Genomic DNA, 12,801 nt, shown 5'->3' on the forward strand with positions numbered 1-12,801 from the left:
GAGCAAACCGTCTCCGACTTCAAACTGCGAGCAATTCACCGAGGGAACGAAGTTGGCGCTATCTTGTGGCGCCGATCCGCCTGATGCCGGCAATCGGCGGCAAGGCGCCGGTGTGAACCGGCTCGCCCCGCGAGATTTCCGGCGACAGCGGCGCGCGGGCGGTGGCATCGGGGAAGCGGATCCTCATTTCACGGATGAAGCCGTCGAGCGTGTCGACGCTGGCGGCCATCTTGGCAATCAGAGCGAATTCGGCGCTATTGGAGGCGGCCGGCTTGCTCGCGGTCTCGAATGCGAACCGATCGGCCTCGCCAATCATCAGGGGCGCGTATTTCTCGCGGAAACGGGCCAGGCCGATCGCATCCTCGGCCAGCGCATAGCCGACCACGGCACGGATTATGTCGCTCTTCTCGGCTGCATTCAGCGGTTTGAAATCCCGCCAGCGGTCGGCGTAGTACAATTCGATCTGTTCGGAAGCTTCCCGCCACTGCCGCGACGCCCAATAGATGTCGGAGCGCAGCCGGATCGCTTCGCGGCCGGTGAGGTTGGAGATGATATCGAGCGCGAGGTCGTGGCGACCGACATCGCTCTGGGCCCGCGCCTCCAGGAGGAGCCGCTGCTGACGCAATTCGCCGGACAGATCGGAGATCCGCGTCAGGCGCAGCGCCATGATCGCCCGGTCCGGCTTGCGGTTGGCCAGGTAGACCATGGCAAGCCGGGCCGCCACCTGCGCGCGCGCGGCGCCCTCCAGGCGTTTGTCGACCTGGTACTGCAACAGCTCGCCGGCCTGGTCGAGCAGGTCGACGGCGGCCAGCCGGTCCGCGAGGCGCCGGATCATTTCGTCGCCGCGCCGGCCGATCGGCGTCAATTCGCGATATTCATAGAACATGGCGAGCGCATCGACCGGCTTCATGTCGTCGCCCTTCTGGCCGAGATAGAGGTCCGTGAACAGTGCGGACGCCGCATCCTGGCCCTGCCGCGACAGTTCGGAGTTGGGCTGCAGCTTCGTCGCGGTCTTGGCGGCGGAGAGCGCCTCGGCATAGCGGCCGTTTTCGGCATAGAGCTGCGTCAGCTTGTTCAATGCCTTCAACTCGATCGCGTCGCCGCGCCAGATCACCGACAAGGTCTCTAGTTCGCGTATCAACTCGGCCTGGCCGAGTTCGCCGCGCCGGTGCCGCAGCAGAGCCTGCAGCAGACTCGCCTCTGCCGATGCCTCCCGGTCGCTGGATTGCGCCGCGAACCTGTAGGCGTCGAGCGCGTCCTTGTCGTGCCCCAACGCCTCGGCAAGACGCCCGCGCAGCACGGCGATCTCGGGCTTCATCTCGTTGGGAATGCCGATCACTTCCAACTCGCTGCGCCGCCGCGAGGCCCCGCCATAATCCTTCACCTCGAGCGAGGCCCGCATCGCGTCGGTAATGATGATTCGCTGCAGTTCCAGCGGCAGCGCGGCGATCGAGAATTCGGCGTTCTTGAACTTTTCACGCGCGTCCACCCATTTTTCCTGGCGGGCGAACGCGAACCCTTTCCACAATTGGGAATCGTAGCCGTTGCCGATCGCTGGATTGGCAAGGTCCTTCAGCGCGTGTTCGGGATGGCCAATCAAGATGCTGGCGACCGCATGCACCATCAGCACGGCGCCGTCTTCGTTCCCCGGGTTGGTTTCGGAGAGGATGAGGTTGGTCACCCCTCTCGCCTCCTGATACATGCCGCGCGACATGTAGAAGTTCGCAAGTTCGAGGCGAGCGTGCGTCTTTTGCTCGGGCCTCGCGGCGGCCGCTGCCTTGATCAGCGTATCCAGCCGGGCAAGAAACTTTTCTTCCCGGTTCTTGCGCCATTCATCGGCGTCGAACAGCGGCCTGACCGCCGCGGTGGCGCGTTCGGCCGCGACGTCGGCGGACGACAGCGTCAATCCGCCGGGCCGGCCGAGCATCACCTTGTCGGCGCCGACCTCGGCGTTGATATCATCGGAATTCGGATGAACGACCACACCGTGCACCGATTCCAACAGCGACAGTTCGACGAAATCCTGCCGTTTGATGAGGCCACGGGTCGGTGGCGGCGCGGTCACGACCCACAGCGTATCGCCTGCGTCGGGATCGACCAGCCGGTGCATCGCGCCGGGATTGGCCAGCGGCACGGTGACATTGGCAAGCGCGGGATCAGTAATATTTCGCAGCACCATCAGCGGCAGCGGCGGTGTCTGGCCGCGGTCGGCGAAGGTCAGTGTCCACTCGGCGCCGTTGGCGCGGCCTTCGCTTTCGAGCGAAGGGATCTGCGGCCGGTTGAGGCGGATGCGGACGGCCTGACCCTTTTCCAGCGACAGCCGGCTGACGTCGCCGATGATGGCGCCGCCCTTGCTACGGATCGGCTCGATATCTACCGGCTTGGTCTGGTCGAATACCAGCCATACCGTGTCGGCACGGCGAAACAGCGCAGCCGGGGTCGGCGCGGCAAAGGAGAACGTCACGCGCAGGCCGTCACTGTCACGCCTTGCCTCGACGACGGGGGTCTTGTCCTTGGCACCACTTTCCGGCGGCTCTGCGGAAGACTGAGCCTGCTTGGATGCCACGGGCTTTGGCGCCTCCGCCGCGGCGGCCTGCACCGGTTCGGCGGGCTGCGCCGCTTTCGCGGCTGCCGCCGGAGGCGACGTCTTTTCCGGTGCGGCGGCCATCTTCTCGGTCGGAGGGATAGCGTTGCCATTGGCCGGCGGCGCCTTTTCGAGGCCAGGCATTGCGGCCTCCGCAGCGGCCGGTGCTTCGTTCACCTGCGCGGGCTTGATTTCGATCCTGGCCTGTTCGGCAATCATCTCCGACGTGACGGGCGGAATCTCGGCCGACTGCTGTGGTGGCGGCGATTCCTTCAGGGCCTTGTCGCGCGCGATCCGCGACGCAGGTCCTGGCTTGGCCGGCACGACCGGTTTGGCCGCGGCTTGCGGCTCGGCCAGCGCCGGCTTTTCCGGCTGCTGGAAGGCGACGTCGATCACATAGTTCTTTTCCTCGCGGAAGGAATGCACGTCGACCTCGCCGATCAGCAGAATGTCGACGGCGGAAGAATCAACATCGGCGCGCTGGTTGATCGAAGCGATGTTCGGCGGCGCCGCCACCTTCGCATCCGCCAGGTCGAAATTGAGCACGCTGTTGAACTGCAGCGTCAGCTTCTGATCGTTCAGCACCGACGAGACGTTGACGCCGTCGGGCATCTCGAACACGAAGCGGACGAAAGTCGGCTGCACCGAGGCGCGGACACGCACCGGCGGCTTCTTTTTCGCGGACGCCACCGCAAGCTGCGCGCGGAGCGCGCGCTCGGCGGCCCGCGCCCGCTCCGCCAGTTCGCGAACGACCGCGGCAGGAAGCGGGGGCGGCGGCCCGGTCCAGCTATCGGGCAGGAAGTCGACGAAGATCCGCTCCCCCGCCGTCATGGTGTTGACGGTTGCCCGCCGCGCCAGCGACAGCCGGATCGCGGTGCCGTTGGGATCGCGCCGCGCCGAGCCGACATAATCGGGGACCGCGTCCGACAGTTTGTCGACGGGAATATCCACCGGGCGCTTGAAGTGGATGATAATGATCGAACCCGCGGTCGAAACGTCGGATTCGACGTCCTCGGCCAGTTTCAATACCAGCCGCGCGAAGCCGCCTCCGGCCGTAAAGGTCGCCTCCCCTCGGACCGGATCGTCAGCACGGCTGGGCTGCGAAAGCGTCAGGCCGGCGAATAACAAAGCAACAGCAAGGGGCTGGCCGAGATAGTTGTGAAGGCAACGCCGCGCCGCCCGCGCCAATGCGCGGCCCGGCGACCCAGTTTCAGCGGCAGCCCTTCGCCCCATCCAGAAGATCTCGTGCCTCGATGAATTCTTCGGCGAAGCGCTCTCGCCCGCACGTTGGAATCTTGGATTGGCCGGCTTAAGGCTTTGTTAACGTCAACCAATTGATTTCATTGAAGGGACAATGGGCTACGGCCTCGAGCAATTACACATCGTAATGGGTCGGTATCCGGACCTTTCTCCGGGTCACCGCTCAAACGTCGCGAGCCTCGGGGCCGCAGCGATCACCATCACGCCCGTGCCATGATTGATCTGCATTATTTATCTCACGCAGCGTTGGAACTAACATCGGCGGTTCCGTCTTAGGGAAACAATGGACCCGGGAAGCGGGGCCGGCAGTGGATCAACCAACGCTCCCGGGTCGCTAACCTGCCTCAGGCAGCCAATTCGGAGTGCGTGAAATGGCAACCCACATCGTGATGGATCGTACTGGCGACACCCGGCATACTTTCGACGTCCATGACCGCGCGGAGGTCGAAAAGGCCGAGCGGCGCTTTATGGAATTGACCGGCGCAGGATTTACCGCAGCGGTCCGAACGGGACCCGGCGAGCAACGGGTTATCCGCTCCTTCGATCCGACGGCGGAAGAAACGCTGTTTTATCCGCGTCTCGTTGGCGGCTGACGGCAGTGACCCAGCAGATCGTCCTTGCGATTTGCTCATTTGTGCTGGCTCTACTCGGTACGGTGCTGCTGTCGGCGCTCTCGCTGGCAGTGGCGCGGTCCGGCTCCTGCAGCAAATCGTTTCGCTTCGAGACTGAGGCGCGAGCCCTTACGCTCTTGAAGGATTGGCTATCGCCGAAGCAGCGGGCCTCTTACGAGCGATTCCGGTATTTCGACGTCGTCGGGAGCCACACCGGGACGCGCTACCGGATCCATCATGGGACGCAGACGAACATCGAGGAAATCAACGGCGCCGGCCAACATGTCTGCAAATGGTGCTTTGTTCCCGATGGCGACCTCGTCGCCGGCGATGTCATGCTGGCGCAGAAAATTGCCCTTGAAACCAACGAGCGCGGCGCGCTCGCCGTAGCTCACCGCTCGTTTGTCTCGTCAGGGCCGCGCAGGTTCTGACCGGACGCGTCAGTACCCTTCGCCGGGCAGCCATCCTGCGTCAGTTCGGCCTTTGCTGCAGGATTTTGCCTTCGATTTTTGGCAGCTCGGCTGTGGATGTGGACTTATCAGTGCCGGCGGCGCGGCGGGCCAGTTCGACCGTCAGCCGTTCGGCCGCTTCCGGCTGCATCAGGCCCAGAATGTCCGACATCTTCCGCGGCGCAATCTGGGAGGCGATTTCGTAGAGCACGGACATTTCCAGCCGGTCGAACACCTTGGCGGCGTCCTTCGGCTTCATGCCCTCGTACATCGTGATGATGCCCTTGAAGCGGGCAGCGTCCTGTTCGGCCTTTTGCCCGCTCGCTGTCGAGATCCGTGCCTCGGTGGCCTTCATTTCCTCGACACGGCCCTCGATGCGCTTCTCGGCTGATTTCAGAAGGCTTTCGCGAATTTCGATTTCACGCGCGCGCTGCTCCAGTTCCTGGCGCCGCGCCTGCAGCCGTTCCAGGATGGCGCGCTCCGACGGCGACACCGATTGCGGGTTCTGGTCGGGAAACACCACGACGCCGTCGGGCTTCGGCGCCTCGGTAGCCGGCGCTGCCGGCTTCGGCGCCTCTTCCTTTTTTTCTTCCTTCTTGACCGAACCGGTGATGTCGGCGGTATCCGATATCGCGCCACCGGGGTAGCCCAGATTGTCCTGCGCCCAGGAGCGCTTGGCCGGCTGGCTGACCTGATAATCGAACACGTATCCGCCATCGATCACGAGGCCGGCGACCTTCAGCACTGCAAGGCCGAAGATCGCGACCAGCACGACCGGAATGACACGGATATCGCGAAAAGATTTCATGCGGCGAGGCCACTGGCCTTTCGGCGTTCGGAGAATGCTTCAGCCGCCGCGGCTACCGCCTTGGCTGTTGAAACCCTTGGGGCTGCGGGTTCGGCTTCTTGCGAGGGCCGCGCCGCGATCGCGATCTTGGACAGCCGTCGAATGACGCCGTCGCCTTCGGCAAGCATGCCCTTCAGATGACCCGCCATCTGGGTCGCGGCGGCGAGTTGGCTGCCGAGATTCTCGTTGACGTCGCGCACGGTGTGCTTGAGGCCTCCGATCGCCCGCTCGGCGATTTCGGTTGCCGTGATCAGTTCCGCGATGGTGGCTTTCAGCGAATGCTCGTCCGCTTTCAGCCGCTTCAGCCGCTTGTTGAGCAGCATGCAGTAACCGATCGTGAGCAGTAGCAAAACCGCCACCAGACTCTCGATTACAATGCCAAGGAAATGACTCATTGTGCCTCCATCAGCTTGGTTTGCTCGTCGGCCTTCTCGAACATCGCGAAGGTGGTATTCGGTTTGCGCAATTGCTTGGTGACGCGGATGGCGACGCGGTCGCCGACCCGGCCCATCCGCCCTTCGGTCAGGGTGACGTTGCCGCAGCGGACCGACACCAGCGCATCGGGCCGCATCTCCAGCGGCAGCGTGTCGCCGACCTTCAGCTTCATCAAATGCTTGAGCGGAATGTCGGCTTCATACAGCACGGCATCGACCGATATCTCGGCCTGCGCCACTTCGGTGGCGAAGTGCCCTTCCCAGATCGGATCGCGGCCGAACTTTTCGCCCATGAACATCTGCAACAGAACCGGGCGGATCGGCTCGATGGTCGCATAGGGCAGCAGCAGTTCGATGTTGCCGCCGCGGTCTTCCATGTCGATGCGCAGCCGCACCAGGATCGCGGCGTTGGCAGGCCTGGAGATCGCGGCGAAGCGCGGATTGGTTTCCAGCCGGTCGATCGAGAACGTCACCGGCGACAGCGGGCGGAACGCCTGCTCGGCGTCTGAAAGCACCACCTCGACCAGCCGCTTGACGAGGTTGGTTTCGATCGTGGTGTAGGGCCGGCCCTCGATGCGCAGCGAGGTCTGACCGCGGCGGCCGCCGAGCAGCACGTCGATAATCGAATAGATCAGGCTGGAATCGACCGTCGCAAGGCCGAAATTCTCCCATTCCTCGGCCTTGAACACGCTGAGCACGGCCGGCAAGGGAATTGAGTTCATGTAATCGCCGAAGCGGACCGAGGTGATGCGGTCGAGCGAGACTTCGACGTTGTCGGAGGTGAAGTTGCGCAAGCTCGTGGTCATCAGCCGCACCAGGCGGTCGAACACGATTTCGAGCATCGGCAGACGCTCGTAGGACACCATCGCGGAATCGATGATGGCGCGAATGCCGGAATGGTCGTCGAGATTGACATCGCCGACGGTGAAGCCGAGCAGATTGTCGATTTCTTCCTGCGACAGAACCCGCTCGCCGGAATTCTTGTTGCCGAATTCGCGGCCGCCATCCTCGACCATGGCCGCCCACTGCAGCGCCATGCTCTCGGAGAGTTCATTGGCGGCAGCCTCTTCCGCAGCCGCCGCGGGATCTTCGGAATCCAGCGAGGCTTCCCATTGCGCGGCAATGGCGTCCTGGTCCATCTGGTCTTGATTGCCGGCCATGATGCTAGATCCGCCCCATCACTGCACGACGATTTCCTTGAACAGCACGGCGCTCACCTGCTGCGGCGCCACCGCGTTGTTGACGCGCTTGGTTAGCTCTTCCTTGAGGCGAAACAGGCCCGCCGAACCGTTGATGTCGGAGGGACGCAATTCGCGCAGGTAGGTCTGGAACAGATCGGTGACGCGCGGCAGGTTCGGCTTGATCGCCTCGACCTGCTTCTCTTCCTTGATCTCGAGCACGACCTTGACGCGGAGATATTGCACCCGCTCGCCCGGGGCGCCGACCAGGTTGACCATCATATCGGGCACTTCGACGAAGGACGGCGGCTTCAACGGCGGCGCTTCGGCGTGCTTCTCCTCGCCGTGGCCGCGCATCAGGAAGAACCAGCCGGCGCCGGCGCCAAGGATGGCGACGAATCCGGCGACCGCAATGATCAGCTTGAGCTTGCCCTTTTTCGACGATGCGGCTTCTGCGCCGTCTACGCCTTCCGCCTGCTCGTTGTCAGCCATTGCCCCGCCCGCTTCGATTCAGGAAACGAACGCGGTTGCCACCAGCCTGGGTAACGATGCCCCCACAACGCGAAACAAAAGCCGCCAGCGCACACGCGCCCTCTACACGTGCAACGCTAGGGTAATAATGGTTAACGGAACCTTTCCATTCGCGCCCAACTGGGAAAAATCTGCCGGGCAAACATGGTCAACAAGACCTTTCTGCCGCCCCCTCCGCCCGCAGAAAAATGCCTAACCCCTTAAAAAATCAACCCTTCCGGACTTGGCACGGCTTTCGCTGAGTAAACGGCGTGGACCCGCCGGCTTGGGAGAGCCCAAAGGTTTACGACGGATCCGGATTACGGGCTTGGGAGAGCCTGCTTCGGATCGATCAAGGGGAGAACCACCGATGGAGAATATGCTTCTCGTCGGACTTTCGCGGCAGATGACGCTGGAACGGCAGTTGGATGTCGTTGCCAACAATGTCGCGAACATCAACACGACGGGCTTCAAGGCCGACCGTTCGCTGTTCGAGGAATATCTGCGCTCGCCGGCGCATGAAGACAATTTCGTGCGCGCCGACCGCCGCGTGTCCTTCGTGCACGACCGCGCCACCTTCCACGATTTCTCGGCCGGTCCCTCCGAGCAGACCAAGAATCCGCTCGACGTCGCGATCGACGGCAACGCCTTTCTGGTGGTGCAAACGGCCGCCGGCGAGCGCTACACCCGTGACGGTGGCCTGCAGATCAACAACCAGGGCCAACTCGTGACCGCGAGTGGCGATCCGGTGCTGGGGACCTCCGGTCCGATCGTGTTCCAGCCGACCGACAAGGCGATCAACATCGCCGCCGACGGCAATATCACGGTTCTTGAGGGCACCGGCAGCACCGACTCCATTCGCGGCAAACTGCGGCTGGTCTCCTTTGCCGACCCGCAGAAGCTCGTCAAGGAAGGCGGCAACCTCTACTCGGCGGGCCAGGGCGTCGCCGCCCAGCCCGACACCACTTCGCGGGTGCGCCAGGGCTTCATCGAAAAGTCGAACGTCAATTCGGTCCACGAAATGAGCCGCATGATCGAGATCACGCGCACCTACACGCAGATCTCGGCGATGCTGCAGCAGCAGCACGACCTGCACCGAACCGCAGTCGAGAAACTCGCCGACGTTCCGGCATAACACTTAAGGCATAGATCGATGCGCGCACTTTACACAGCAGCGACCGGCATGGCGGCACAGGAACTCAACGTTCAGGTGATCTCCAACAACATCGCCAATATGCGCACCACCGGCTACAAGAAGCAGCGCGCGGCATTCCAGGACCTGATCTATGACCATGTGCGCCGCGTCGGCGCGCAGGCTTCCGACCAGGGCACCATCCTGCCGGTCGGCGTCGACATCGGCGGCGGCGTCAAGACCGTCGGCACGCCGCGGCTGATGGGCCAGGGCACACTGTCGCCGACCGGCAACGACCTCGACGTCGCGATCCGCGGCGAAGGTTTCTTCAAGATCCAGGTGCCCGACGGCACCTATGCCTATACCCGCGACGGCTCGTTCATGATGGACGCGCAAGGCCGCGTCGTCACCGCCCAGGGCAACCCGGTGCAGCCGACGATCACGATCCCGCAGAATTCCTCGCAGATCACCATCAACGCGCAGGGTCAGCTCACGGTGATGCTGCCGGGCTCGACCACGCCGACGCTCGTCGGCCAGATCGGCCTGACCCGCTTCATCAACAAGGCCGGCCTCAATCCGATCGGCGACAATCTGTTCACGGACACCCCGGCCTCCGGTACGCCACAGGACGGCATCGCCAACACTGACGGCTTTGGCGACATGCAGCAGGGCAACCTCGAACAGGCCAACGTCGAGGTGGTGACCGAAATCTCCGACCTGATCGCCGCCCAGCGCGCCTATGAGATGAACGCCAAGGTCGTCAGCGCGGCCGACCAGATGCTGCAATCCACCTCAAACATGTTCCGCTAAAGGACTGGTCATGATCGCCCGCGCCCTCCTCCTGGCCGCCGCCCTGATCGCCGCATCGAGTACGGCCGCTGTCGCGCAGATCCAGGAAAGCTTCGCGAACCGCAACGTGATCGCCACGCCCGTGCTGCGTGCCGACGTGCAGGTATCAGGCGACCTTGTGCGGATCGGCGACATGATCGACAACGCCGGCAGCGCCGCGCAGATCGCGATCTATCGCGCCCCGGATCTCGGCACCACCGGCTCGCTGCCGGTAGCGCAGGTGCTCAACACCCTTCGTGCCCATCACGTGATCGGCGTCGACACCCGCGACCTCAGGGAAATTTCGGTAACGCGTCTGGCCCGCCTGCTCGAAGGCAAGGACATCGAGCTGCAGGTTGCACGCGCGCTGGAGCGCCGCAATGGTCTCGGCGACGCCGCCAATCTGTCGATGACCTTCGACCGCGATCCCGGCGACGTCAGGCTGGATGCCGGCTTTAGCGGTAGCCTGCAGGCGACCATCGTGCGCTACGACAATCGCAACGGCCGCTTCGACGTCACCTTTGAGATCGCCAACGAGAACGGCGCCGCTGCTGCCAAGCTGCGTTTTACCGGCACGGCGATCGAGACCGTCGAGGCCGCGGTGCTGGCGCGCAACGTCGAGCGCAATGAGGTCTTGAAATCGTCCGACGTGGTGATCGAGCGTCGCCCGAAAGCGGAAGTCGGCCTTGATGCCGCTGCGCGCGATCGCACGGTGGGCATGCAGGCCCGCCGCCAGCTCCGCGCCGGCCAGGCCATCAGGACCGCAGATCTCGCCAAGCCCGATTTGGTACAGCGCGACCAGAACGTCATATTGATCTACGAGACGCCCGGAATCTACCTCACCATGCGCGGCAAGGCGCTGGACAGCGGCACCGAAGGTGACGTCGTTACCGTCATGAACCTGCAGTCGAAGCGCACGGTGTCCGGCACCGTGACTGGCCGTGGGCAGGTCTCGATCTCACCGCCGGCGTCTCGCCTGCCGCAGACCAGCGATGCCACCTCCTCGCTCGGCAAAGCACCCGCACCCGTCGCCGTAGCTACCGTCAATTCGCCAGTCGCTCCAAAAGCCGAGTAATGTAAATGTCAGTCACCCGTCTCAACCGTCTCGCTCTCTCCGGCGCCATGCTGTCGCTGGCCGCCTTCGCGAGCGGTTGCTCCTCGATCGACCGTCTGTCGCAGATCGGCGAAAAGCCGAAGCTGACGGAGATCGAAAACCCGACCACGCAGCCCGGCTACAAGCCGGTGCAGATGCCGATGCCGAAGCCGGAGCAGGCCTCCTATAACGCCAACTCGCTGTGGCGGAATGGCTCGCGTGCCTTTTTCAAGGATCAGCGCGCGGCGCGCGTCGGCGATTTGTTGACGGTGACTGTCAACATCACCGACAAGGCCAACCTGTCCAACGAGACCCAACGCAGCCGCTCCGCCAAGGAAGATTCGGGGATCACCGATTTCATTGGGTCAAGCACGATCACGCAGGCAAACAAGATCCTGCCCGGCAAGATCCTGACCACGGACTCGACGTCATCGAGCGACGGCAAGGGCTCGGTCAACCGCCAGGAAGCGTTGCAGACTAACGTCGCGGCCGTGGTCACGCAGGTGCTGCCGAACGGCAATCTCGTGGTCGAAGGAAAACAGGAAATCCGCGTCAACTTCGAGATCCGCGAACTGATCGTCGCCGGCATCGTCCGCCCCGAAGACATCCAGAGCGACAACACCATCGATTCCACCAAGATCGCGCAGGCCCGCATCGCCTATGGCGGCCGCGGCCAGATCACCGACGTGCAGCAACCCCGTTACGGGCAACAGGTGATGGACGTGCTGCTGCCGTTCTAGTTTCTCCCGAGCTCCCACACTCCATCGCGAACCTAGGCGCGATGAAGTGTATCAACGCGGCCTCCGTCAGTCTCCCCTGGCGGAGGCCGTGGTCGTTTTGTGATCCGAGGAGATGCTTGCTCCAGCGCAAGCCGCCTGCCCCTCGTCGTCTTCCCGTGTTGGAACCGAACCTACCCGCCGGCGTTCCTGACAGCAACCATCTGCACGGAGGCTAATCATGGGCCGCGGAATGCCATCGATGACTGCTCTGCTCGGGCTGCTCGCCATTGCGGGATATCAGAACCGCGACAAACTGGCAGAACTTCTCAAGGGCGTTGGGGGCCAGCCGAACACAGGCGGTGGACAGCAGCCGCTGGGCGGCTTGCTGGGCAATTTGAGCGGAATGTTGGGCGGCGCCGGGGTTGGCGGCCTGCTCAACGGCGGGATCGGCGAGTTGCTCGAAAGTTTCAAGCAAAACGGCCAGGGCGAGAAGGCTGAATCCTGGATCAACCAAGGCCCGAAAAAGGATGTCTCGCCTCCGGAATTGAAGCAAGCGATCGGGTCCGACGTACTGGCACAACTCGAACAGCAGACCGGACTTTCGCAGGAGGAGATCTTGGCGAGATTGTCTCGCGAGCTTCCGGCAGCCGTCGACAAGTACACACCGGACGGCCGTTTGCCCGCAGCATGAGTTAATGGACGTGACATTGGGGCAAACAACAGGGAGCATCGAGATGGGCATACTTTGGACGATCATCATTGGCTTCATTGCTGGCGTGATTGCGAAATTCATTATGCCCGGAGACAATGAGCCCTCGGGCTTCATTCTCACCACCATACTGGGCATCGTCGGCGCTTTCGTGGCGACCTATCTCGGCCAGGCGCTCGGGTGGTACAGCCCCGGAGAAGGCGCGGGCCTGATCGGTGCGATAGTCGGCGCCATCATTGTACTCTTCGTCTACGGCCTCTTCGCCGGCCGGCAACGGCGAGCGATTTAAGAACTAGATCTGATGGTTTCATCGTCGGGCTTGGGTTTGGATCAGCGGAGCGGTCCGTCGTCCCCTAGCGAACTCAGGCACGAGACGATTCAACGCGGTCTCCGTGAGTTCCATTGGGCGGAGACCGCGATTCATCGCCGTGCCGCACCGGCGATTAA

At 63.3% G+C, this 12,801-nt stretch carries 13 protein-coding genes; 8 read left to right on the plus strand and 5 right to left on the minus strand.

The genetic code is table 11. The features are described from left to right. Positions 1-58 precede the first annotated feature (58 nt). A complete protein-coding gene (locus V1290_RS07095) occupies positions 59-3,817 on the minus strand; it encodes a tetratricopeptide repeat protein (protein ID WP_334363714.1) in 3,759 nt (1,252 codons plus the stop codon). Between the two features lie 398 nt (positions 3,818-4,215). Between V1290_RS07095 and V1290_RS07100 the strand changes: the two genes are divergently transcribed. Further along, positions 4,216-4,437, plus strand: a complete 222-nt coding sequence (locus V1290_RS07100) for a hypothetical protein (RefSeq protein ID WP_334363715.1) — start codon at positions 4,216-4,218, stop codon at positions 4,435-4,437. A gap of 5 nt (positions 4,438-4,442) precedes the next feature. After that, positions 4,443-4,886 carry a hypothetical protein gene (locus V1290_RS07105; RefSeq protein ID WP_442893648.1) on the plus strand — a complete coding sequence of 148 codons (444 nt, stop codon included), beginning with the start codon at positions 4,443-4,445 and terminating at the stop codon, positions 4,884-4,886. Positions 4,887-4,926: 40 nt separating this feature from the next. Here V1290_RS07105 and V1290_RS07110 read toward each other — a convergent pair whose 3' ends face one another. The 4 genes from V1290_RS07110 to fliL are packed head-to-tail and all read right to left on the minus strand — an operon-like array spanning position 4,927 to position 7,855. Then, positions 4,927-5,712 carry a MotE family protein gene (locus V1290_RS07110; protein ID WP_334363716.1) on the minus strand — a complete coding sequence of 262 codons (786 nt, stop codon included), beginning with the start codon at positions 5,710-5,712 and terminating at the stop codon, positions 4,927-4,929. Further along, complete coding sequence (locus V1290_RS07115; RefSeq protein WP_028348637.1) at positions 5,709-6,146, minus strand: DUF6468 domain-containing protein; 438 nt, start codon at positions 6,144-6,146, stop codon at positions 5,709-5,711. The genes V1290_RS07110 and V1290_RS07115 overlap by 4 nt, the downstream gene beginning before the upstream one ends. Continuing rightward, positions 6,143-7,345 (minus strand): flagellar motor switch protein FliM, encoded by a 1,203-nt coding sequence (gene fliM / locus V1290_RS07120; protein WP_028348636.1) that lies wholly within the window; start codon positions 7,343-7,345, stop codon positions 6,143-6,145. The genes V1290_RS07115 and fliM overlap by 4 nt, the downstream gene beginning before the upstream one ends. 18 nt (positions 7,346-7,363) lie before the next feature. Next, positions 7,364-7,855 carry a flagellar basal body-associated protein FliL gene (gene fliL, locus V1290_RS07125; RefSeq protein WP_334363717.1) on the minus strand — a complete coding sequence of 164 codons (492 nt, stop codon included), beginning with the start codon at positions 7,853-7,855 and terminating at the stop codon, positions 7,364-7,366. Positions 7,856-8,243: 388 nt separating this feature from the next. Between fliL and flgF the strand changes: the two genes are divergently transcribed. The 6 genes from flgF (at position 8,244) to V1290_RS07155 (ending at position 12,643) form a co-directional block, all read left to right on the plus strand. After that, positions 8,244-9,008 carry a flagellar basal-body rod protein FlgF gene (flgF, locus tag V1290_RS07130; RefSeq protein ID WP_028348634.1) on the plus strand — a complete coding sequence of 255 codons (765 nt, stop codon included), beginning with the start codon at positions 8,244-8,246 and terminating at the stop codon, positions 9,006-9,008. 18 nt (positions 9,009-9,026) lie between these two features. Next, positions 9,027-9,815 carry a flagellar basal-body rod protein FlgG gene (gene flgG / locus V1290_RS07135; protein ID WP_065749261.1) on the plus strand — a complete coding sequence of 263 codons (789 nt, stop codon included), beginning with the start codon at positions 9,027-9,029 and terminating at the stop codon, positions 9,813-9,815. Positions 9,816-9,825: 10 nt separating this feature from the next. After that, positions 9,826-10,908 (plus strand): flagellar basal body P-ring formation chaperone FlgA, encoded by a 1,083-nt coding sequence (gene flgA / locus V1290_RS07140; protein ID WP_334363718.1) that lies wholly within the window; start codon positions 9,826-9,828, stop codon positions 10,906-10,908. A gap of 5 nt (positions 10,909-10,913) precedes the next feature. Beyond that, positions 10,914-11,666: a flagellar basal body L-ring protein FlgH gene (gene flgH, locus V1290_RS07145; protein ID WP_334363720.1), complete on the plus strand. Its 753-nt coding sequence runs from the start codon at positions 10,914-10,916 to the stop codon at positions 11,664-11,666. A 217-nt stretch (positions 11,667-11,883) separates the two neighbouring features. Beyond that, on the plus strand, positions 11,884-12,336 hold the full coding sequence (locus V1290_RS07150) for a YidB family protein (protein WP_334363721.1): 453 nt from the start codon (positions 11,884-11,886) through the stop codon (positions 12,334-12,336). A gap of 43 nt (positions 12,337-12,379) precedes the next feature. Next, positions 12,380-12,643, plus strand: coding sequence for a GlsB/YeaQ/YmgE family stress response membrane protein (locus tag V1290_RS07155; protein WP_334368958.1), 264 nt, complete (start codon positions 12,380-12,382; stop codon positions 12,641-12,643). Positions 12,644-12,801: the final 158 nt, after the last annotated feature.

Source organism: Bradyrhizobium sp. AZCC 1578, from assembly GCF_036924675.1.
Taxonomy (GTDB): domain Bacteria; phylum Pseudomonadota; class Alphaproteobacteria; order Rhizobiales; family Xanthobacteraceae; genus Bradyrhizobium.